General features: G+C 47.9%; 14 protein-coding genes. 10 read left to right on the top strand and 4 right to left on the bottom strand.

The genetic code is table 11. From position 1 onward, the window contains the following. Positions 1-170: 170 nt before the first annotated feature. The 8 genes from QUB77_RS27080 to QUB77_RS27045 all read left to right on the top strand — a co-directional run bounded on the left by QUB77_RS27080 (position 171) and on the right by QUB77_RS27045 (position 14490). Complete coding sequence (locus QUB77_RS27080; protein ID WP_333179412.1) at positions 171-842, top strand: response regulator transcription factor; 672 nt, start codon at positions 171-173, stop codon at positions 840-842. Beyond that, complete coding sequence (locus tag QUB77_RS27075) at positions 842-2797, top strand: CHASE2 domain-containing protein (RefSeq protein WP_333179409.1); 1956 nt, start codon at positions 842-844, stop codon at positions 2795-2797. The genes QUB77_RS27080 and QUB77_RS27075 overlap by 1 nt, the downstream gene beginning before the upstream one ends. Before the next feature lie 328 nt (positions 2798-3125). Beyond that, the gene (locus tag QUB77_RS27070) at positions 3126-3872 is read left to right on the top strand and encodes a DUF928 domain-containing protein (protein WP_333179406.1); all 747 of its coding nucleotides are present in this window, start codon (positions 3126-3128) and stop codon (positions 3870-3872) included. 27 nt (positions 3873-3899) lie between these two features. Continuing rightward, positions 3900-8156 carry a tetratricopeptide repeat protein gene (locus QUB77_RS27065; protein ID WP_333296152.1) on the top strand — a complete coding sequence of 1419 codons (4257 nt, stop codon included), beginning with the start codon at positions 3900-3902 and terminating at the stop codon, positions 8154-8156. A 428-nt stretch (positions 8157-8584) separates the two neighbouring features. Next, positions 8585-9373, top strand: coding sequence for a calcium-binding protein (locus tag QUB77_RS27060; protein WP_333179403.1), 789 nt, complete (start codon positions 8585-8587; stop codon positions 9371-9373). Positions 9374-9754: 381 nt separating this feature from the next. Then, positions 9755-11473: a S8 family serine peptidase gene (locus QUB77_RS27055; RefSeq protein ID WP_333179401.1), complete on the top strand. Its 1719-nt coding sequence runs from the start codon at positions 9755-9757 to the stop codon at positions 11471-11473. Between the two features lies 1 nt (position 11474). After that, complete coding sequence (locus tag QUB77_RS27050; protein WP_333179400.1) at positions 11475-11639, top strand: hypothetical protein; 165 nt, start codon at positions 11475-11477, stop codon at positions 11637-11639. A gap of 244 nt (positions 11640-11883) precedes the next feature. After that, positions 11884-14490 carry a CHAT domain-containing tetratricopeptide repeat protein gene (locus QUB77_RS27045; protein ID WP_333179397.1) on the top strand — a complete coding sequence of 869 codons (2607 nt, stop codon included), beginning with the start codon at positions 11884-11886 and terminating at the stop codon, positions 14488-14490. A gap of 48 nt (positions 14491-14538) precedes the next feature. Here QUB77_RS27045 and QUB77_RS27040 read toward each other — a convergent pair whose 3' ends face one another. Together QUB77_RS27040 and QUB77_RS27035 are read right to left on the bottom strand one after the other, a co-directional pair. Then, positions 14539-16497 (bottom strand): cation:proton antiporter domain-containing protein, encoded by a 1959-nt coding sequence (locus QUB77_RS27040; protein ID WP_333179395.1) that lies wholly within the window; start codon positions 16495-16497, stop codon positions 14539-14541. A gap of 548 nt (positions 16498-17045) precedes the next feature. After that, entirely contained in the window at positions 17046-18314 is a 1269-nt protein-coding gene (locus tag QUB77_RS27035; RefSeq protein ID WP_333179391.1) for a GH25 family lysozyme, read from the bottom strand. A gap of 113 nt (positions 18315-18427) precedes the next feature. Between QUB77_RS27035 and QUB77_RS27030 the strand changes: the two genes are divergently transcribed. Both QUB77_RS27030 and QUB77_RS27025 read left to right on the top strand, forming a co-directional pair. Further along, a complete protein-coding gene (locus QUB77_RS27030) occupies positions 18428-18922 on the top strand; it encodes a DUF427 domain-containing protein (protein ID WP_333179389.1) in 495 nt (164 codons plus the stop codon). Positions 18923-19316: 394 nt separating this feature from the next. Beyond that, complete coding sequence (locus QUB77_RS27025; protein WP_333179386.1) at positions 19317-20426, top strand: diguanylate cyclase domain-containing protein; 1110 nt, start codon at positions 19317-19319, stop codon at positions 20424-20426. Between the two features lie 59 nt (positions 20427-20485). Here the strand turns inward: QUB77_RS27025 and QUB77_RS27020 are convergent, their stop codons facing one another. Both QUB77_RS27020 and QUB77_RS27015 read right to left on the bottom strand, forming a co-directional pair. After that, a complete protein-coding gene (locus tag QUB77_RS27020; protein WP_333179383.1) occupies positions 20486-20725 on the bottom strand; it encodes a helix-turn-helix transcriptional regulator in 240 nt (79 codons plus the stop codon). Between the two features lie 278 nt (positions 20726-21003). Continuing rightward, a complete protein-coding gene (locus QUB77_RS27015; protein ID WP_333179381.1) occupies positions 21004-21969 on the bottom strand; it encodes a methyltransferase domain-containing protein in 966 nt (321 codons plus the stop codon). Between the last annotated feature and the right edge of the window lie 167 nt (positions 21970-22136).

Genomic DNA, 22136 nt, shown 5'->3' with positions numbered 1-22136 from the left:
TAGTAAGAAGATGACCGAGACGATTTTAGATTTGGGATTTTGAATGAGAATTTCAGCGGTTTAAAGCTCCTAGTTTCAACTAGGTCACAAATCGAAAATCGTAAATTCCAAATCTCAAATGGGTGGACGGATTACCTAAACTGACGATGTTGTGTGGCAACGAATAAATTATGCCCCAGACTTTACCTCAACCAGAGAAACGAACATTTTTAGTTGTGGATGACCATGCGATGGTGTTAGGTGGCACGCTTAACATTCTGAAGCAAGAATATCCAGAGGCAGACATTCTGACGGCTCCGACGGCTCAGGCAGCCCTTCAGCAAATAGCGCAGATTACCCCGGATTTAGTAATTGTAGATCTAGTCATGCCAGAGACGATCGGCGAAACAGCTCAAGCGAATTCAGGGCTTAAACTCCTCAAAACGTTGATGGAGCAGTATCCGAGTCTGAATATTGTGGTGCAGAGTGCCCATGTTCGGACTTTAGTTTGGCTGAAACCGTCGATCGACAATCACATGGGCGGCTTCACAGTTGTCGATAAGAGCCAGCCCATGAAAGACTTGCTAACAATGGTTGATTGGGCGCTGCACGAGCGGATTTATACACCCAGAGAGATCCGCAATGGGCTGCAACTCAAACCCGCCTGGATGCAGGTGTTGCAATTTGGTTTTCAAGAGAGCTTGCAGGATATTGCGATCGCCAAACGGATGAATGTTTCTGAACGCACTGTGCAGTGTTACTGGCGTCAGATTCGAGATGTGCTAGAGGTGTATCCTGATGATGATAAGAATCTGCGGATTCAAACGGAAGTGCGAGCTAGGGAAGAAGGATTGATTGATTAGTGAAGCGCGATCGATGGCAAGCAGTGAAAGCGGGCGTCACGACTTGGGGACGAGGAGCGCTTCCAGGGGTGATGGTGATTGTCGCTGTGATGATGGCTAGATTGAACGGTGCGCTTCAGTTTTGGGAGTTGGTTGCGTTCGATCAATTTTTGCGTTTGCGTCCTCCTGAGCCAATGGATGAACGGATTGTAATTGTCGGCATCACTGAGGAAGATATTCAACGCGCTAGAACTTATCCGATTCCCGATCGCGATATTGCCGATTTACTCAAACGGTTGCAAACGTATCGACCGATCGCGATCGGGCTGGATATTGTCCGCGATATTCCGGTGGAACCAGGTCATGCTGAACTAACATCGGTGTTTCGCAGCAGCAAGAATGCGATCGGAGTGGAGATTGCTTTGCCCGATCGCAGTGGCTTTACCGTGGCACCTCCGCCCGCGCTACCACCCGAACAGGTTGGCTTTGCAGATTTCGTACTGGATGCCGATGGCTACCAGCGTCGCAGTTTATTGGGCACTAACAACGATCGACAGGAATACCGTTTTTCCTTCGCAATCCGGCTGGCAGAGCGCTATTTAGCAACCCGAGGAATTAAGCTAGGTAATGGAATTCGCGATCGGGAGGCGATGCGCTTTGGCAGCATTGAATTTACCAGAGTGCAGCCCAACTCTGGCGGATATGTGGGGGCGGATGCAGGCGGGAACCAAATTTTACTGAATGTTCGCAGCGGGACAATGCCATTTCGCGTGCTTTCCCTGCAGCAAATCAAGGCGGGACAAGTAGATCCGAACTGGATTCGAGGCAAAATTGTGCTGATTGGGATGATGTCTTTTAGCGTGAAGGATCTGGCAAGTTCCGGTGCGATCGCAGGTATCAATCCCGGACGGATTTACGGAGTCGAAATGCAAGCCCACGAAACCAGCCAGATGATTAGCGCGGTGCTCGATCGGCGGCCGTTGCTTCAGGTTTGGGGGGAGGGCTGGGAAACGCTCTGGATTGCGGTCTGGGGACTGTTGGGGATGAGTTTGGGACAATTTCTGCGATCGCCCTGGAAAATTTTGATCGGGCTCTTAGTCGCCAGCATTAGCCCGATCGCGCTCTGTTACTGGCTGATTCTTTTGGGATGGTGGGTGCCGATCGTGCCTGTGTTGCTCGTACTCGTGTTGAATGGGGCTGGGTTGACGGCAGCGTTATTTTATCGCCACGAACAGGAACTCCGACTGCGGTTGGAGGAACGTCAATTTGCGATCGAACAGACGTTTAATGCAATTCATAGCGGCCCGTTACAAACATTGGTTGGAATTTTGAGAACTGCTCAAGAACAAGCCACACCGCCGTTATTTCTACCGGAGTTGCAACGCCTGAATCAAGAATTGCGGGCAGTTTACGGCTCTGTGCAACGAGACGCGATCGCGGATGAACCGCATCTCCGCATGGGAAGTGCGATCGAATTGGCCCTGCAGGCTCCATTGCATGAATTGCTCTACAAAGTCTATTCCAACACGCTCGAACAAGAATTGCCCTACCTCAAAACGATCAAATTCAAAATTGTGCAGTTCGATCCCTTGAACACTTCGCATCTGCGGTTGGAACACAAGCGAGCACTCTGCCGCTTTCTAGAAGAAGCGCTCTGCAATGTTGGCAAACACGCGATCGAAGCCACTCGCTTGACTGTAATTTGCACTCAAGAAGGCGATCGGCAGGTGATTCGGGTGGCGGATAATGGTAGGGAGAAACAGTCTCAGTCAGAAACGCTTAGCTTGGCTGCAATGGATCGAGAGAGGGAAATAACCGAAGATCCAAACCCTAAACTTCAACCTTCAGGATTAGGAACCCAGCTTGCAAAGAACTTAGCCAAACAGTTAGGCGGAGCATTTCGCCGCTACCCGAATGAACCGAAGGGGACAGTGTGCGAGTTAACCTGGCCAGCAAAACGGCGGTGGTTCTGCTAACAGTTGACAGTTGACAGTTGACAGTTGACAGCGAAGTTTTTAGGCAGGGGTTCAAATCCCCTGCCTAAAAACAATCCACCTAAAGGTGGGGACTTAAATCCCCTGTGCTTTGGTGATTGATTCCTCAGAGTTAGGGAATTATTCATCTCTCTCTTCTCTTCCTCTGTGTTCTCTGCGTTCTCTGCGGTTAAATCATTCCGATCGAACCGGAACTGTCAACTGTCAACTGCTATCTTTGCACCTTCCCGCAAACGAAGCTTGCGGACAGTCCTCTATTGTGTTTTTGTATTCTTGATTACTGTAGAAATACTTACACATGAGGATTCAGATGATGACTCACGAGTTGAAGCGTCGAACCGTTTACTCTGCGGGCATTGCGAGTTTAATGCTGAGTGTTTTGTTCTGGATCGCTCCTGTAGCGCTGGCAAAATACACTCCTCCTCAAAACCCTTCTAAACCGAAAGAAACGGGGACGAATACCACTCGCGGTGGCATTTGTGAAGGTAATTCATCGGCGAGATTGACTGCCTTAGTGCCGTTTAGCCATGTGGGAGAGACGATTTCTGGGCATCCGACCTTTACCTGGTTTGTACCCGATAGCCCTCCTCGTCCGCTGCAATTGAGGCTGTTTACTCGCACGGGACAACTGCTCTACAGAACCGAGATGCAGAGTCAGCCAGGAATAATGTCGGTTGCTTTGCCCTCAAATCTGCCCCAACTGTCGATCGGGCAATCCTATCAGTGGCAAGTGGTGTTGGTCTGCGATCCGGATGATCCTCCGAGGAATGTGGTGGCGGCGGCAGAAATTCAAGTAGTCCAGCCTGCTGCGTCGTTGCAGACTCAACTTGCAGCCGCGTCAACTCCCCAGCAGCGGATCGACTTGTATGCGGAGGCGGGGCTGTGGTATGACGCGATCGCCGAAGCGCGTAAAGCCTCTGAGACTTCTCAAAGCCAAGCGGCTGTGCTGGAATTGCTAGATTCTCTCGCTAGTTCGGAAGCCGAACCTTTGAAAGATTGGAGCGATCGATTGCGGCAGATTAGGGCGATCGAACAACAGCGCCAAGGACAGCGCTAACCTTCGCAATCCAAAGATTAAAATCCTATGAAATCTTTCTCGCTAAAACTGCTTAAATCCAGCGATAGAAAAGTGCGATCGGGCTTTCTTTTTCCCCTAGCCTTTTGCCTTTTATCTGGTGCTTTTTATATTGCCGTGTACTCCCCACTCCCGGCTAGTGCTCAAACTACCAATGCTCGTGAATCGGAGGGCGATCGGCTAATACAGCAGGGCGAGCAACAGTATCAGACTGACCAAGTCCCAGCAGCGCTGAATTCCTGGCAACAGGCACTGGAAATTTATCGTGCTCTCAAAAACCGCCTTAAGGAGGGTCGGGCACTGAACAATTTGGGAGCCATTTACGCCGCTCTAGGCAACAACGCCAAAGCCATTGAGTATGCACAGCAATATTTAGTCATCGCCCGCGAAACTAAAAACCGCGAATGGGAAGAGGCAGCACTGGGCATTTTGGGACTCGCTTACCAGTCTCTGGGCAACCATACTAAAGCAATTGAGTATGCACAGCAGAGGTTAGCCATCGCCCGCGAACTTAAAGACCGCCTCAGTGAAGGTGCAGCACTGGGCCTTTTGGGAGACGCTTACCAGTCTCTGGGCAACTATGCTCAAGCCATTGAGTATGCACAGCAGAGGTTAGCCATCGCCCGCGAAATTAAAAACCGCCGAATGGAGGGTGCAGCACTGGACAAATTGGGCAGGATTTACGGCTCTCTGGGCAACCTTACTAAAGTCATAGAGTATTTACAGCAATATTTAGTCATCGCCCGCGAAATTAAAAACCGAAAAGGGGAAGAGGCAGCACTGGGCATTTTGGGATTCGCTTACAACTCTCTGGGCAACCATACTAAAGCCATTGAATATGCACAGCAATATTTAGTCATCGCCCGCGAAATTAAAAACCGAAAAGGGGAAGAGGCAGCAGTGAGCATTTTGGGAGTCGCTTACAACTCTCTGGGCAATCATACTAAAGCCATTGAGTATGCACAGCAGAGCTTAGCCATCGCCCGCGAAACTAAACACCGCTTTGGGGAGAGTTGGGCACTGGACATTTTGGGAGTCGCTTACCTGTCTCTGGGCAACTATGCTCAAGCCATTGAGTATGCAAAGCAGAGGTTAGCCATCACCCGCGAAATTCAGAACCGCAAAGGGGAAGGTTCAGCACTGGCAAATTTGGGAAACGCTTACAACTCTCTGGGCAACTATATTAAAGCCATAGAGTATTTACAGCAATATTTAGTCATCGCCCGCGAAATTAAGGATCGCGAAGGGGAAGGGAATGCACTGGGGAATTTGGGAGGTGCTTACAACTCTCTGGGCAACCATACTAAAGCCATAGAGTATTTACAGCAATATTTAGGGATCGCCCGCGAAATTAAAAACCGAAAAGGGGAAGGTTCAGCACTGGCGAATTTGGGAAACGCTTACAACTCTCTGGGCAATCATACTAAAGCCATTGAGTATGCACAGCTCAGTTTAGCCATTGCCCGCGAAATTAAACACCGCGAAGGGGAAGGGAATGCACTGGGGACTTTGGGAGGTGCTTACCAGTCTCTGGGCAACCATACTAAAGCCATAGAGTATTTACAGCAGAGGTTAGCCATAGCCCGGGAAATTAAGAACCGCCAAGAGGAAGGTTCAGCACTGAACAGTTTGGGAATCGCTTACAACTCTCTGGGCAACTATGCCAAAGCCATAGAGTATTTACAGCTCAGTTTAGCCATCGCCCGCGAAATTCAGGACCGCAAAGGGGAAGGGGGTACACTGGTGAATTTGGGAGTCGCTTACGACTCTCTGGGCAACCATACTAAAGCCATTGAGTATGCACAGCAGAGTTTAGCGATTGCCCGCGAAATTAAAAACCGCGAAGGGGAAAAGGCCGCACTGGGGAATTTGGGAGTCGCTTACCGGTCTCTAGGCAACTATGCTCAAGAAATTGAGTATTTACAGCAATATTTAGTCATCGCCCGCGAAATTAAAGACCGCAAAGGGGAAGGTTCAGCACTGGGGAGTTTGGGAGTCGCTTACAACTCTCTGGGCAACTATGCTCAAGCCATTGAGTATGCACAGCAATATTTAGTCATCGCCCGCGAAATTAAAGACCGCAAAGGGGAAGGTTCAGCACTGGGGAATTTGGGAGTCGCTGACAACTCTCTGGGCAACTATGCTCAAGCCATTGAGTATGCACAGCAATATTTAGTCATCGCCCGCGAAATTAAAGACCGCGAAGGGGAAGGGAATGCACTGGGGAGTTTGGGAGTCGCTTACAACTCTCTGGGCAACTATGCTCAAGCCATTGAGTATGCACAGCAGAGTTTAGCCATCTTCCGCGAAATTAAATATCGCCGAGGGGAAGGGAATGCACTGGTGAATTTGGGAAACCCTTATCGGTCTCTGGGCAACTATGCCAAAGTCATTGAGTATACAGAGCAGAGTTTAGCCATCGCCCGCGAACTTAAAAACCGCGAAGGGGAAGGGAATGCACTGGGGAATTTGGGAATCGTTTACCGCTTGCTAGGCAACGATGCTAAAGCCATTGAGTATGCACAGCAGAGTTTAACCATCTTCCGCGAAATTAAGGATCGCAAACAGGAAGGTGCGGCACTGGCGAATTTGGGAGCCGCTTACGACTCTCTGGGCAACTATGCTAAAGCCATTGAGTACACACAGAAGAGTTTAGCGATTGCCCGCGAAATTAAAGACCGCCTTGGGGAAGGTTCAGCACTGGGGAATTTGGGAGGTGCTTACCTGTCTCTGGGCAACTATGCTAAAGCCATTGAGTATGCACAGCTCAGTTTAGTCCTCTTCCGCGAAATTAACAACCGCCAAGATGAAGGTGTGGCACTCAACAAGCTCGCAGAAGCGTTCTTAAAAGCTGGCAACCCAACAGAAGCTGAAAAAATGCTCGTCAATGCCATTCAAGTTTGGGAATCGATGCGTCAAATGCTCGGCTCCAACGACGCGCATAAAGTATCCATCTTTGAAAGACAAGCTCGCACCTATCGGACTTTACAACAAGTTCGAGTGGCTCAGAATAACCCGATCGCCGCTTTAGAAATTGCGGAACGGGGACGCGCTCGTGCCTTTGTCGATCTCCTGACAGAGCGCTTATCAACTGGTGATGCCAATCCGGTCATCGCCTCTGCTCCCAACCAGGATCAAATCCGACAAATCGCCAAAGCACAGAATGCCACTTTGGTGCAGTATTCGATCATCTACGACGACTTTCAGATTGAGGGCAAACAAGTAGGGCGAGAATCCGCGCTCTACATCTGGGTGATTCAACCGACGGGCGAAATCGCGTTTCGCCAAGTAGACCTCAAACCCCTCTGGCAAAAACACAACGCCTCTCTAGCCAGCTTGATCGTTGGCAATCAAGAATTCCTCGCTGTTCGCAGTCGCAGCAGTTTTGGCTCCACCCAACCCCAACCCAACTTACCGACACTGCATCAACTGCTGATCGATCCCATTGCCAGCCTCCTACCCAAAGATCCCAATGCCCACGTCATTTTCATTCCCCAAAATTCCCTGTTCCAGGTGCCCTTTCCCGCCCTGCAAGATGAAGGCGGTACTTACTTAATCGAAAAACACACGATTCTCACCGCCCCTTCGATTCAAGTATTGGATTTGACTCGACAACAACAACAGAAGTTAGTACAGAAGCAATCCAACAGTGGCAGGGCTCTAGTATTGGGCAATCCCACCATGCCTAGTGTGTCTCTTTCTCTGGGAGAGCCCAAACAGCAATTGTCTCCTCTACCTGGAGCAGAAGCCGAAGCGATCGCGATCGCGCCTCTGCTCAACACTCAAGCCATCACAGGCGCACAAGGTACAAAAGCCCAGATCGTCCAACAAATGCCCCAAGCATCGATTATTCACCTCGCAACGCATGGATTGCTGGATGATGTGCGCGGATTGGGAAGTGCGATCGCCCTTGCTCCTTCTGGTAGCGATGACGGCTTATTGACAGCAGAAGAGATTTTCGACATGAAACTGCAAGCAAATTTAGTCGTTTTGAGTGCTTGCAACACTGGAGAAGGCAGGATTACCGGGGATGGGGTGATTGGTTTGTCGCGGGCTTTGATTTCGGCAGGAGTGCCGAGTGTAATTGTTTCTTTATGGGCGGTTCCCGATGCGCCGACAGCGGAATTGATGAAAGCATTTTATCAAAACTTGCAAAATAATCCCGACAAAGCACAGGCACTTCGGCAAGCAATGTTAACCACGATGAAAACTCATCCCCAGCCGCGAAATTGGGCGGCATTTACTCTGATTGGGGAGGCAGAGTAAGTTTTTATTAATAGCGAATTGACTCAATATTTTTCTCCTAAATTTCCTCTTAAATTATATCAATTCCGGTTGTACCGGAATGATAGACCAGACCGCAGTGCGGTTTCCCTACCCAAAATAACATTGTAGGGAAACCGCACTGCCATCTCCTTTTCGGATACTAATAATTCCGATGCAATCGGAAACGCTCTTTATTCTTTAGTCGGCGCAGGCAGACTTTGTTTGTGTAGACGCGGTTTCAACCGCCGACTTATCTTCTCAATCTCAAAACAGATGGAAGTGAACCATCTACTCTACATATTCACATACATTGCACTTTCCCGCAATCTATTTTGCACCCCGTACTTCATCAAGTCTGTGGGTAGAACGAATGATTTTCCGATCGGGATTGCTTAAGATTTAAGTCAACTGTTAAGAGGATTTTTTTTATGGCTTTACAACCCGATCCGTCAGAATCTAGACAATTACTTGGCGACACTACATCCGAATTTGTTACTTTGTCGATCGCAGACGCAACTAATTTTCCTTTGGGAGTTTGGATGCTTGCAGGTGACGATTTCGTCACTGGCTCAACAGCTAATGATTTGGTTTATGGCAATGAAGGAGAAGATATTATCAGCGGGGATTTGGGCAACGACTCTTTATTCGGAGGAAAAGGTAAAGACTTCCTGATTGGAGATGAGGGAAATGACTCTCTCAGCGGCGGTCAAGATGCAGATTTTCTGATAGGTGGTGCGGGAAATGATATTCTCTTGGGCGGTAGAGGCAATGATTTTTTAGTCAGCGGTAACGGAAATGACACTCTGGTGGGAGGTTTGGGTCGCGACATTTTAGGAGCTTTGGATGATAATAATAGTTCAATCAAAATCGGGGGCAGCAATTTGTACGTCGTCCAAGCAGAAGCCGGAGTTACAGATGTTAATAATGCCGATTTTATTGTAGGTTTCAGAGTTGGCGCCGATCGAATTGGATTGGCAGGCGGTTTGAATGCTAGCGATCTAGACTTGCAATACGTGACAAACGTCACAGTTTTATTTGGGTATGATGCACCAGAAAGTGCCAAACTATTTACCCCGCCAGGTTCATTCGATACTCAACCGATACAGAGTCAAGGCACTCTAATTAAAGTTAGGAATTCCGGCGACATAGTAGGCTTTGTGTCAAATGTAAGAGTGACCGATCTTCAAGGTAGTATTATCTCTGCTCCGGGATTTTGATCGCTTTTTACAGCTTCGTAGCGAGGAATAAATTCCTCATCAATGGCTCTTGAAAACTTCAGTGCCTAAAAGCGACATTTATATCTAAAAGAGGACCAATGAGTTATATTCTTCAGTCCTCTTTTAGAGGAATTGCGCTATGAGACAGGGAATTAATTCCCTGGCGGACTGTGGAATGAATCTTGGTTCGCGATCGCGTCTCAATCTTAACCCTGATGGAAGTGAACCATCTACTCTACATATTCACCTACATTGCACTTTCCCGCAATCTATTTTGCACCCCGTACTAGATCAAGTCTGTGGGTAGAACGGATGATTTTTCGTTCTGTGCTGCGTAAGATTTAAATCAATAATGAATCTAAATATCTGAGGTTTTAAATTATGTTAGACATCACCACTAATCCTAACGATCGCCTTTATTTCAATCAACAGCCAAACAATCTCGCCCAATCAACATTTCCGGCTAACAGCGACTTGCTCAACGGAGCGATCGAGCCATTGAATATTCCTGGTTATAGTGCTGAATCTAGCTTGACTAATTCCACAGCATCCAGCTTCGACCCACAGATACATATAGCAGATTTTATTGTAGCTAATGCAGGCGCTGGCTTCAGTTACTCTGCGAGCGATCGAGTTACTGGCGATGTCCCCGATTCTCAACTCAAACCGCAGTCACAATCGGCGAATATAAATGCAGATCCGCTAACAGGAACTATATCTGCTTCCCAGTTGAATTTCGCCGATCCAGGGAACTCTCTTTCGACAGCTCGTAATATTCTTGGTGTTGAAAATGGTAGCATCAACTTAACTGATTTTGTCGGAGTTGGAGATTCCAACCATTTCTATCGATTCGATATCAACACTAAGAGCAATTTTAGCCTGCGTCTAGACGGTTTGAGAGCGGATGCTGACGTAAAGCTAATTCAAGATAGAAACGGCAACGGTGTAGTTGATTTTGGGGAAACTATTGAATACTCTCTTGAGAGTGGCATCGTCCCCGATGTCATTAATGTACCCAATCTGGCTCCAGGAACATACTATGTCCAAGTATCTAGCTTCTTAGGCAACTCTACTAATTACAACCTGAATCTTTCTGCAACCTCTATTCCTGAACTAAATATTCCCACACCTAGCGGCACTTTTAATAGTAATTACGGCTACGGTTTGGTGAATGCAAATGCAGCAGTTTCCAGCACCTTAAACCGCTCAAATCCTTTTCCAGATATTCCCGATATTGGCGAGGATAATTGGGCGCTAGATGTCATAAACGCACCGGAAGTTTGGAATCAAAACATTACAGGAAATGGCATTGTTGTAGCTGTCGTGGATAGTGGTGTTGACTACACCCATCCTGACTTGGATGACAATATTTGGCGGAACGCTGGTGAAATTGCTGGAAACGGCATTGATGACGATCGCAACGGATACATTGATGATATTCGGGGTTGGGATTTTGTGGCTAGCGACAACAACCCAATGGATCTGGATTTCTACGGTCACGGGACTCACATAGCAGGTGCGATCGCGGCCCAACAAAATGATTTTGGCATCACAGGAGTTGCCCCCAACGCTAAGATTATGCCTGTCAGAGTGTTGGACGCCTCCCTTTACGGCGAGCCGAATAATGTTGCTGCTGGAATCCGCTATGCTGCTGATAATGGAGCCAATGTAATTAACCTCAGCTTGGGAAATGAGTTTGTCCCTTCCAACGTAGTAAATAACGCAATTGAGTATGCAAATAACAAAGGCTCTGTTGTGGTTATGGCAGCCGGAAATTCGGGTGTTGACCAACCAGATTATCCAGCTCGTAATGCCGATCGCTTGGGAATTGCAGTGGGCAGCATTGATATAAACGGCAGGATGGCTGACACCTCGAACCGTGCGGGTTCCACACCTTTAGATTACTTAGTTGCTCCGGGAGTAGACATCTATTCTACAACTCCCTATAGCTCCTATGACACCCTAACTGGCACATCTATGGCAACGCCACAAGTAGCGGGTGTAGCGGCTTTAGTTTTGAATGCTAATCCGACTTTAACTCCAGCTCAAGTTGAGCACATTTTGACGACAACAGCTAATCGACATGGGGTGACAGGATAGCATGGCAAATCCCAACTTAAGTCTTGCGGACATTAATCGAGCATTAGAGCAGACGCCTCTGGATATGGAGGATCTAAACACGCCAGGTTTTGATGTTGAATTTGACTGTGCTACTGGATATGGTTTGATTCAAACCGATCGCCCGATCGCTAAAATAGTCGTCTAATTCAGATTAGAGTTCCCATCCCTGCAGCGAGATTGGGGAGACAGAGTAAGCTTCTATGAAGGACGATCGCCTGTGGCAGATTGAGGCGATCGCACGACGACGGCAGAAAGAGCGATCGGGCTAATTCTCTAAATTCCAACTCTAGAATCCTATGCTGTATTCCCCATTTAAGCGACTCAAATCAACCCACTCTAGGCTCACTCATGTTTTCCTAGCTTCCATTTCCCTATTCCTGGTTGCCACTATGTCCCCATTAACTAATTCTGACTCTCTCTTGCCAGCGATCGCTCAAACTACCGATGCTCGTAAAGCAGAGGGCGATCGGCTAATGAAGCAGGGGATGCAACAGTCTCAGACTGGCCAATTAAGAGCAGCGCTGAATTCCTGGCAACAGGCACTGCAAATTTATCGCACCATCAAAAACCGCCTTGGGGAGGCTTTGGCACTAAACTTTTTGGGAGGTGCTTACCGCTCTCTGGGCAACTCGGCCAAAGCCATTGAGTATTTACAGCAAAGTTTAGCCATCGCCCGCTCCATTCAAGACCGCCCAAGTGAAGGTTTCGCAATGGGCAATTTGGGAGTCGCTTACTACTCTCTGGGCAACTATGCCAAAGCCATCGAGTATTCACAGCAGAGTTTAGCCATCGCCCGCTCCATTCAAGACCGCCAATGGGAGGGTACAGCACTAGGCAATTTGGGAAATGCTTACCTCTCTCTGGGCAACTCGGCCAAAGCCATTGAGTATTCACAGCAGAGTTTAGCCATCGCCCGCTCCATTCAAGACCGCCAAGGAGAAAGTAGGGCGCTGGGCAATTTGGGGAGCGCTTACCAGTCTCTGGGCGACTATGGCAAAGCCATTGAGTATGGGCAGCAGTGGTTAGCCATCGCCCGCTCCATTAAAGACCCCCAAGGAGAAGGTAGGGCGCTGGGCAATTTGGGAGGTTCTTACCTCGATCTGGGCGACTATGGCAAAGCCATTGAGTATGGGCAGCAGAGTTTAGCCATCGCCCGCTCCATTCAAGACCGCAAGGGGGAGGGCGGGGTACTGGGCAATTTGGGAGGTGCTTACCGCTCTCTGGGCGACTCTCGCAAAGCCATTGAGTATGGGCAGCAATATTTAGCGATCGCCCGCTCCATTAAAGACCGCGAAGGGGAAGGTGCGGCACTGGGCAATTTGGGACTCACTTACTACTATCTGGACAACTATGCCAAAGCCATTGAGTATTTACAGCAAAGTTTAGCCATCGCCCGCGAATTTAAAGACCGCCAGAGGGAGGGTGAGGTACTGCGCAATTTGGGAGGTGCTTACATCTCTCTGGGCAACTCGGCCAAAGGCATTGAGTATATACAGCAGAGTTTAGCGATCTCCCGCTCCATTAAAGACCGCCTTGGGGAAGGTGTCGCGCTCAACAACTTGGGAGCGACGTTCTTAAAGGCTGGCAACCCAACAGAAGCTGAAAAAATGCTCGTCAATGGGATTCAAGTTTGGGAATCGATGCGTCAAATGCTCGGCTCCAACGACGCAAATAAAATCTCCATCTTTGAAGGACAAGCTCGTACCTATCGCGTTCTACAAGAAGTCCGAGTGGCTCAGAATAACCTGATCGCCGCTTTAGAAATTGCGGAACGGGGACGTGCTCGTGCCTTTGTCGAGCTCCTGACAGAGCGCTTATCAACTGGTGATGCCAATCCGGTCATCGCCTCTGCTCCCAACGGCGAGCAAATCCGACAAATCGCCAAAGCACAGAACGCCACTTTGGTGCAGTATTCCATCATCTATCAGGACTTCCAGATTCAGGGCAAACGAGTAGGGCGAGAATCCGCGCTCTACATTTGGGTGATTCAACCGACAGGCGAAATTACCTTCCGCGAGGTAGACCTTAAACCGCTCTGGCAGCAACACAACGCCTCCCTAACAAGCTTGATCGTTGGCAATCAAGAATTCCTCGCCGTTCGCAGTCGCAGCAGTACGGGTTTTGTTCAACCGCAACCCAACTTACCAACACTGCATCAACTGCTGATTGACCCAATTGAAACGCTTTTGCCAAAAGATCCCAATGCCCATGTCATTTTCATTCCCCAAGGTTCCCTGTTCCAGGTGCCTTTTCCCGCCCTGCAAGATGCCAACGGCACTTACTTAATCGAAAAACACACGATTCTCACCGCCCCCTCGATTCAAGTATTGGATTTAACCCGACAACAACGACAGAAGTTAGCACAGAAGCCAGCCAACAGCAGCAGGGCTCTAGTCTTGGGCAATCCCACCATGCCAAGCGTGTCTCTCTCTCTGGGAGAACCCAAACGGCAATTGTCTCCTCTACCTGGGGCCGAAGCTGAAGCGATCGCGATCGCCCCTCTGCTCAATACTCAAGCCATCACAGGCGCACAAGGGACAAAAGCCCAGATCGTCCAAAAAATGCCCCAAGCATCGATTATTCACTTAGCAACGCATGGATTGCTGGATGATGTGCGCGGATTGGGAAGTGCGATCGCCCTTGCTCCTTCTGGTAGCGATGACGGCTTATTGACCGCAGAAGAGATTTTCGACATGAAACTGCAAGCAAACTTAGTTGTTTTGAGTGCTTGCAACACTGGAGAAGGCCGAATTACCGGGGATGGAGTAATTGGCTTGTCGCGCGCTTTGATTTCGGCCGGAGTGCCGAGTGTAATTGTTTCTTTATGGGCGGTTCCCGATGCGCCGACATCGGAATTGATGCAGACCTTTTATCAAAACTTGCAAAATAATCCCGACAAAGCACAGGCATTGCGGCAAGCAATGTTAACCACGATGAAAACTCATCCCCAGCCGCGAAATTGGGCGGCATTTACTTTAATTGGGGAGGCAGAGTAAGGACGATCGCGACAAGCAGATTACAGAGTACGATCGAGGATACTGCCCCTATCGCGAAACTGGTGGCTGCAAAACTGGAGCATCCTTTGCTATTTCCGCTGACTCCAAAACCGGGTCTAAAACCGGAGAAGGAATCGGCACTTCTTCAACTACCTGATGCTTTTCCAAAGTCAAACGAGACTGCGACGAACCAGACAATCTTTTCAACAATTTCGGTTTCGGATCGTACAACAAATAAATAATTCGATCGCCTGCTTGCCAAATCTGAGTCGCCGACACTACTTGCAAGTATCCTTGCCTTTCCAGCAGCAGCGGCGCCAACTCCCCGGCTTTAACCAAAGCTTGCAAGTGAGCAATCTGAAACTGCAATCCCTCACTTTTTAACTCAGTTTCCCCTAATTTCACTTCGCTGTCATTCAAATATTCGTTCCAATCCTTCAGCGACAAATCCGAGACAAAAGCTTGATTAATTTTAGTCGGATTTGCAGGCGTATTTGCTTGCGGATCTTTGGGGAATATTGCCAAAACCCTCGGCGGTGCAAACTCTTCGGCCGCCCGCTGAGCTAACACTAAGTTTACCTCGCCGTTGTTAGTCATTGCCAGAAAAGTTCCCATCGATTCGAGTCCGGCTTCTTCTAACACGCTGTGGTCGAGTGCACTGCTCAAAAACACCCGCAAACCTTCTCGTTCTGCTTGTGCACAAGCTTCCGGGTCGGTGTCGATAATTGCCACCGATTCTCCGCGTTCTTGAAACAAGCGAGCAATTAATCTGCTTAAAGGATTTGACCCGACAATTGCAGCACCGGTTGCGGATTTTGAGGTGATGCCCAAAAGTTGAGCGATCCGTCCGGCCGTTAGTCCCTGGACGAAAACTGTCATAATAATTGTTAGGAAAACTAAGGCTTTAATCGAGTCGCCGCCGTTGATTCCCCGCTGGGTGAGCAAAATTGCAAATAAAGATGCGATCGACGCTGAGACAATTCCCCTCGGTGCTACCCAACAAACAAATAATTTCTGCCGCCAATTCAGTCCGCTGTTCCAAGTACACAGCCAAACGTTGATCGGTCGCACTACCCACATTAAAGCTAAAACTGTAAACAAACTTCCCCAACCGAGGGCGACCACACTAGCGAGTGATAAATCGGCCGCCAGCAGCACGAACAGCATGGAAATAGCCAGGACTGTCAGTTGACCTTTAAACCTCCTCAGCAGCCTTTCTTCCGGCACAGCAGCGGCTCTGAGGACGATGCCGGAGAGGACTGTTGCCATCAGTCCCGATTCGCTGCGGATTTCTTCTGCTAAGCCGAAAAATCCCCACAAACCGGCTAAAACTACTAAGTTTTTGAGGTCTTCCGAGAGAAATTGCGATCGCTTGAGAATGAATCCCAGCAACCAACCGCCCGCAACTCCGACGACTGCGCCAACGAAGAGTCGCACGATTAAATCTCGGAACAAAACCACCAAATCAGCATTGCCGTTTAAAATAATATTCAGCACCAATACCGCCAGAATTGCTCCGACAGGATCGATTAAAACGCCTTCAGCTTCTAGCAAAGCGGCAACTTGTTTGTCAACAGATACTTGTTTGAGCAAAGGGCCGATTACTGTCGGGCCTGTGACGACTACTAGAGAAGCATACAAAAATGCGATCGGCCAGGGAAATTCCCCCAACCAGTGTGCGGCCATTCCGCCGCCAATTAGCGTAATTAAAGTGCCTACGGTAACTAAATTGCGGATGCTGCCGGAAACTTTGCCCAAATCTCGCAATTCCAAATTCAAGCCGCCTTCAAACAGAATTAAAGCTACGCAAAGGGATACCATAACTTCCAAACCGCTGCCCAGCAGATTCGGGTGCAGCACTCCCAAGCAGTCTGGGCCGGCTAAAATTCCAAACAACAGCAAAAAGACGATCGCCGGAACTTTCAGATAAGCGGCGAGAACTTGAGCGCTGATGCCACAGATGACGGTCATGACCATCAACAGGGTGATGTTAAAGGAGATTTCCATAGATATAATTGTTACAGGCTGCCCGCTTAGTTTTAAATGTTCGATCGCGGGTAATTGCAGTGCAGGCGCTATTTGCGGCGCAGCTTACAAACTCGGCACGGCCCTGGATTTTTCCCAATAAGATTAAAAAAACTTGATAGTCGCTATAACTTTATCAGATAATTCTCTTGGCGTCAAAGATGGGAGTAAGCTGTAGCTCAGCGAGAGATTGTCTGTTATGTTAGAGGGTCAGATGGGGATGCGGGCACAGAGGGAGAGGATTTGACGAATTTTGATGGGGAGTCATTCGATTTTAGATTTTAGATTTTAGATTTTGGATTGACCCCACGGATAAATTCGGAGGCTTGAGGATTTTAGATTTTAGATTTTGGATTGATTCCACGGATAAATCACGTGGCGGGTACCATTAAGAAATTCGCTTGTCAATCTCAAATCTCAAATAGCAAGAGTTGTGGGCTTTCCAATTACAGAGCGATCAAACCCCCAAATTTATCTGTGGAGTCAATCTCCCCTCTAAAATCTCCCATCTAAAATCTCCCCTCTAAAATTTATAATCGACTGGCATTCTGCCACCTGCGAAAAAACTCCGATAGAATTGCCGGTGAAACTCGCCCTTCCAGCCAATCTAAAGCCTGGTTTTGCTGGGGTGCAGCCCGATAAAATTTGCACGCATCTATCAGCCGAATCGGAGAGTTAGTGACAATAGATTGAGAGCGCCATTTTTGTGCAAACTCGGTAATAATAGCCGGAGAAATTTGTTTTTGCAGCCAATCTAAAGCTTGGTCTTGTTGTGTTAAACCGCGATAAAATTTGCCCACATCTATCAATCGCAAATTACTGTCTGGAGGTAAGGCAGTTGCCCGCCATTTTTGAGCAAATTCCCCTAAAATAGAGGGAGGAACCTGACTTTGCAGCCAAATTAAGGCTGTATCTTGGCTAGCGCTAGCTTTATAAGACGAGAATACCTGAGTCAGCCGCACGTCTGATATGGGAGTGGGAGTCGGCTGCGGGACGGGTGTGGGGGCTGGAGGGGGGACAACTACTTTGGGAGATTTTCGCATCAAAGCGGCCCAAGTTTTGAGGCTGGCAATGCCGTCTGGATTGAGACCTTGAGATTTCTGAAACGAGATGAGCGCCGCTGTGGTGGTGGCTCCAAATTTACCATCCATCGCGCCTTGATAAAAACCTTTAATTCTTAATTCCCTCTGGATGTCTGCAACTTTATAACTTAGGGCGCCTTCTCGGACGCTTTCATAAATATTGGTGTCTACATTGCCCGATACGCCGGACACGGTGCCTGTGTCGCTGTACTGCCAAAAAGTCCAAGTTTTCCAGCCGCCGGGAACCCAAGGTTCTTCAGCACTGGTATAGTGAGCAATCCACAGCGGGTAATCAGCAAACCGTTTTGTCCCCAAGTTGTCCCAGAAACCAGGGTAGGTGTAGATAATCGGCCGCATCAAGGTGGCTTTTTCGACAGCTTCTAACCAAATTGCGGCTCGATCGCACAATTGATCCACACTCAAACCGCCTGTAGTTTCCACATCCAAGACTGGCGGCAAATCCCCCGGTTCGAGTTTTACAGTTTTCAAGAACAAATCTATTTGTCCTTGAATGCTGCTTGCAGGTTGAAAAAAGTGGTAAGCACCGCGTTGAATCCCGGCCGCTTTCATCGCCGCCCAATTGCGGGCAAAAGTTTGGGCAACGAATGTTGCACCCTCGGTCGATTTGACAAAACTGAAGGTAATACCATCCCGGGCAACTGCTTGCCAATTGACATTGGGCTGGTAGTCGGAAACATCTATACCGCGAATGCTCATATTACGAAGAGTTGAGAAAAGCTGGTTTGCTCTGAAGCAGCGACTCGATTAAGGGTACATTAAATTGTAATGCTAAGTCGCTAAGTGTTTTTTTTGCAGGGGAGATAGTGCAAATGAACTTCGATCGAATAGAGCCCGGCCCTGGTGAAGAGTCTGTTTGGGATTACCCGCGTCCCCCTCGGCTGGAGGAATCGACCAAACACGTACAGATAATTTTTAATGGAGTGACGATCGCCGACACGCGCCGTCCTCAGCGGGTATTGGAGACAAGTCACCCTCCTGTCTACTATATCTGCCCCGATGACATCAAAATGGAATATTTGCACAAAACTTTACGGGGTTCTTGGTGCGAGTGGAAGGGACAAGCCGGTTATTACACTGTGACGGTAGAATCGAAAGAAGTAATAAATGCCGCTTGGTTTTATCCCAATCCTAATCAGGTTTTTGCAGCTATTAAAGATTATGTGGCTTTTTATCCCAGCAAGATGGATGCCTGTTATGTGGACGGAGAATTAGTGCAATCTCAACCAGGGGATTTTTACGGCGGCTGGATTACCAAAGATATTGTCGGCCCGTTTAAGGGAGGGCCAGGAACTTGGGGGTGGTGAGGGAGTTGAGTGTTGAGTTTTGAGTTAAAAACAGCGGCAGAGACTACGTTTTTTTTATGCAAAACCTCGTTACAGCCTCGACCCAGGGTTAAAAACTCACCACTTTTTTGGAGTTTTTGTGCACCGCGAATGAGTTGAGGACTGGTGCAGAAACTGTTTTTTTTTACGGCGCAAAAAACCCCGAGTCAAAAATTGAGTAATAATTCAATAAATCTCTAATTGAGTGAGGATGAATCAATGCAATGCAAGTACGGCAGAAACTAACGCAGCAGCTTATCCCCTTAAATAAATAGTGTAGTAAAGAATACAGCCACTGGTAATAAATAAATAATTATATAATTTAATAGCTGACACTAGCTTTGTTGCTGGTTTATTATTTATTCGGATCTGCGCTGTGTCTGTTGAATTTATTGAGCCGTCTAACTCGCCAGAAAACTCACCCAATAATTTATCTTTAGAGTCTACTCTTAAGGATTTGGCTCTATTCAATTTTCAGGTTGACTCCTCATATCTCGCCAAAGAAGTAGCTCGGTTTTTTCAAGCTCACCCGCTGCTTCCGGGAGTTATCTTGACCGTAAATGGGGAATTTTTAGGGATGATATCGCGTCGGCGATTTATGGAACGCATGAGCCGCCCTTACGGAGTAGATATATTTGCTTGCAGGCCGATTATAGCCTTGTATCAAATAGCTCAAACCGATAGTTTGATTTTACCAGGAGTAGCCTTAATTGTCCTGGCAGCTCAGCGCTCCGTGCAGCGGCCGCCGGAATTACTTTACGAGCCGATTGTTGTGCAGTTAGAGCCTCAAGTTTACCGACTTTTAGACGTGCATCAACTCTGGGTAGCTTTATCCCAAATTCACCAACAAGCTACTTGGTCTATGAGCGAACTTTATTACAATTTATCGCTCATGCAATCCGAGTTAGAAGCAGCTAATTCTCAATTAAAAGCAGCTAATTCGGAATTGTATCGCCTTGCCAACTTAGATGGCTTAACTCAGATTGCCAACCGCCACTGTTTTAACGAATACTTAGAGAAAGAATGGCAGAAATTGGGACAAGAAGCAGCAGAACTATCTTTAATTTTATGCGATATTGACTTTTTTAAGAAATACAACGATACTTACGGACATCAGGCAGGAGATGCTTGCTTGCAGCAGGTAGCCCAAACTATTGTGGCAGCGGTAAATTACTCAACAGGCGCAGTTTCGGGGGAGACTCTGGTAGCTCGTTACGGAGGCGAAGAATTTGCAGTGATTTTGCCTCGGATTTCACCTGAAATAGCTGTCAGGATTGCAGAGCAAATTCGAGTTTGGGTAAAAGAACTACAAATCGAACACCTTAATTCAGCGGTGTGTTCTTTCGTGACGCTGAGTTTGGGAGTAGCGAGTACGGTTCCTCGATCGTCCGCAACACAAAAAAACTTGATTGCAGCGGCAGACCGCGCGCTTTATCAAGCTAAAGACCAAGGGCGCGATCGAGTGATTTTAGATTTTAGATTTTAGATTTTAGATTGGAAAAAGTGATCCACGGATTTATCCGTGGGCTTGTTTAATGATTTCGATCACAGATTGTCTGGCAAGTCCCCGATCAACCTGCCGATGCTAGCCAGCAACTTCTCCAAAGCTTTCATCTGCTTGACGGTGAACGTCGGTACGTTCTTTCCCAACTCCCAACGACTGATTGTTTGCGACGAAACGCCAAGCTCTCGTGCCAAATCTTCCTGACTCATCTCCAGTTCTTCCCTGAGCTTCTTCAAATGCGACTCTTGATCTTCTGGTCGCGGAACGGGCTTTTTCGGCATAACTTCGATCGCACATTTTTCCGATCAGATGCTTAAACATCTTACTTCCTTCCTCGGAGAAGATTATCTACTTCTGATTCTTCCTGACTCTTCCTTCGCGTCCTACCCTTCGGGAACGGCTTCGCCGAACGCGTCTTCGCGGTTCAATCATACTAATTTTTCCGACCCGCCAACACTAATTAAACAACAAACAGAGCGTGCAACGCTAAGGCGCATAGGTGGAAAGGCGCGATCGCTCCTATCCTCAATTGAAATGTTATCGGGCGATCGTCCCCAGTCTACAAAGACTCGCACCAAGCACGTTCTGCCGTCCAGTGCCTGTCTGAAGATTCATAAATCCTCAACCCATCCAACCCGGCATTTTGGATCATCTCCTCAACTTCATCCAGCGTAAATGCTGCTTGCAACGAATCGCTGAATAACTGTTTCTGATGCGCGTTGCAATCTCCCGCATACAGCTTGACTAAATTATCCCTGATTTCCGGTGTTTCCGGCCGCAGCAAATCCCGCAAAAAAATTGCTCCCTGCGGTTTCAACACCCGCTTGACTTCCTGCAAAAACGGCAGCGGATCGGGCAAATGGTGGATAATGCTGTTAGAAATCACCATGTCAAAATAGTTGTCAGGGTAAGGCATTGCCTTAGCATCAATTAATTCGAGACTAATTTGCGATCGCACGCCCGCCTTTTCCACATTTTGGGCCCCGACTTTCAGCATATTTGCCGACAAATCAATGCAAGTCAATTTCCATGCTGGCCGCACTTGACAAAGGGCGATCGGAATTCTCGCCGTACCCGTCCCCGCATCCAAAACGTTTCCAAAAACCGGCCCCAAGACCGCAGCACTCTGAGCAAAAGCAGCATTAACCTCAGTAAAGTCCATCGAATCGTATTCGATCGCCTCTTCCAAGGAATCCATCACTTCCGGTTCCAAAACTCGCTGCATAAAATTTATCTCGTTATCTGGCATTTCCATATAGGGGTTCAGTTTCGCCTGCAAAAGCTCGACTAACTCCGGTTCCATATATTCGTAACTGTCCGGGATTTGCAGACAAATAACTTTCTTGCCTTCGAGACTTTCCGGGAATTTGCTGCGAAGTCGATCGCCATGCTTCTTCTCCATCACAAATATCACATCCGCCCAACCGACAAGACCCTCAGTTACTCTAATTCTTGCACCTTTTTCCGTTCCCGCCGATCGCACGCTGTAGCCACTAACCTTCTGGCATATCTTCTCGGCAGTCAAACTTCTCCACTTATTCTGACTGCACACAAACAATATCTTGATTTTATCCACAAGTTTAAAAAGCAAAATTCGATCTTACTTATCTGCGTTATACCAATTTTATGTGAAGTTGCATATAATAGAGAGGTAGCGTTGATGGTGCGTTTTATGGCTCGTATTTTAAAAAT

The sequence above is a fragment of the Microcoleus sp. AT9b-C3 genome, from assembly GCF_036705485.1.
Classification (GTDB): domain Bacteria; phylum Cyanobacteriota; class Cyanobacteriia; order Cyanobacteriales; family Microcoleaceae; genus Microcoleus.
This window is presented reverse-complemented; position numbering and strand designations above follow the sequence as displayed.

What these genes read in the sequence shown, in the direction of transcription:
- QUB77_RS27030 (WP_333179389.1), top strand. Translation starts at nt 18,428, where the DNA reads ATGAACTTCGATCGAATAGAGCCCGGCCCTGGTGAAGAGTCTGTTTGG.
- QUB77_RS27065 (WP_333296152.1), top strand. Translation starts at nt 3,900, where the DNA reads ATGAAATCTTTCTCGCTAAAACTGCTTAAATCCAGCGATAGAAAAGTG.
- QUB77_RS27040 (WP_333179395.1), bottom strand. Translation starts at nt 16,497, where the DNA reads ATGGAAATCTCCTTTAACATCACCCTGTTGATGGTCATGACCGTCATC.
- QUB77_RS27060 (WP_333179403.1), top strand. Translation starts at nt 8,585, where the DNA reads ATGGCTTTACAACCCGATCCGTCAGAATCTAGACAATTACTTGGCGAC.
- QUB77_RS27070 (WP_333179406.1), top strand. Translation starts at nt 3,126, where the DNA reads ATGATGACTCACGAGTTGAAGCGTCGAACCGTTTACTCTGCGGGCATT.
- QUB77_RS27080 (WP_333179412.1), top strand. Translation starts at nt 171, where the DNA reads ATGCCCCAGACTTTACCTCAACCAGAGAAACGAACATTTTTAGTTGTG.
- QUB77_RS27020 (WP_333179383.1), bottom strand. Translation starts at nt 20,725, where the DNA reads ATGCCGAAAAAGCCCGTTCCGCGACCAGAAGATCAAGAGTCGCATTTG.
- QUB77_RS27050 (WP_333179400.1), top strand. Translation starts at nt 11,475, where the DNA reads ATGGCAAATCCCAACTTAAGTCTTGCGGACATTAATCGAGCATTAGAG.
- QUB77_RS27045 (WP_333179397.1), top strand. Translation starts at nt 11,884, where the DNA reads ATGTCCCCATTAACTAATTCTGACTCTCTCTTGCCAGCGATCGCTCAA.
- QUB77_RS27035 (WP_333179391.1), bottom strand. Translation starts at nt 18,314, where the DNA reads ATGAGCATTCGCGGTATAGATGTTTCCGACTACCAGCCCAATGTCAAT.
- QUB77_RS27055 (WP_333179401.1), top strand. Translation starts at nt 9,755, where the DNA reads ATGTTAGACATCACCACTAATCCTAACGATCGCCTTTATTTCAATCAA.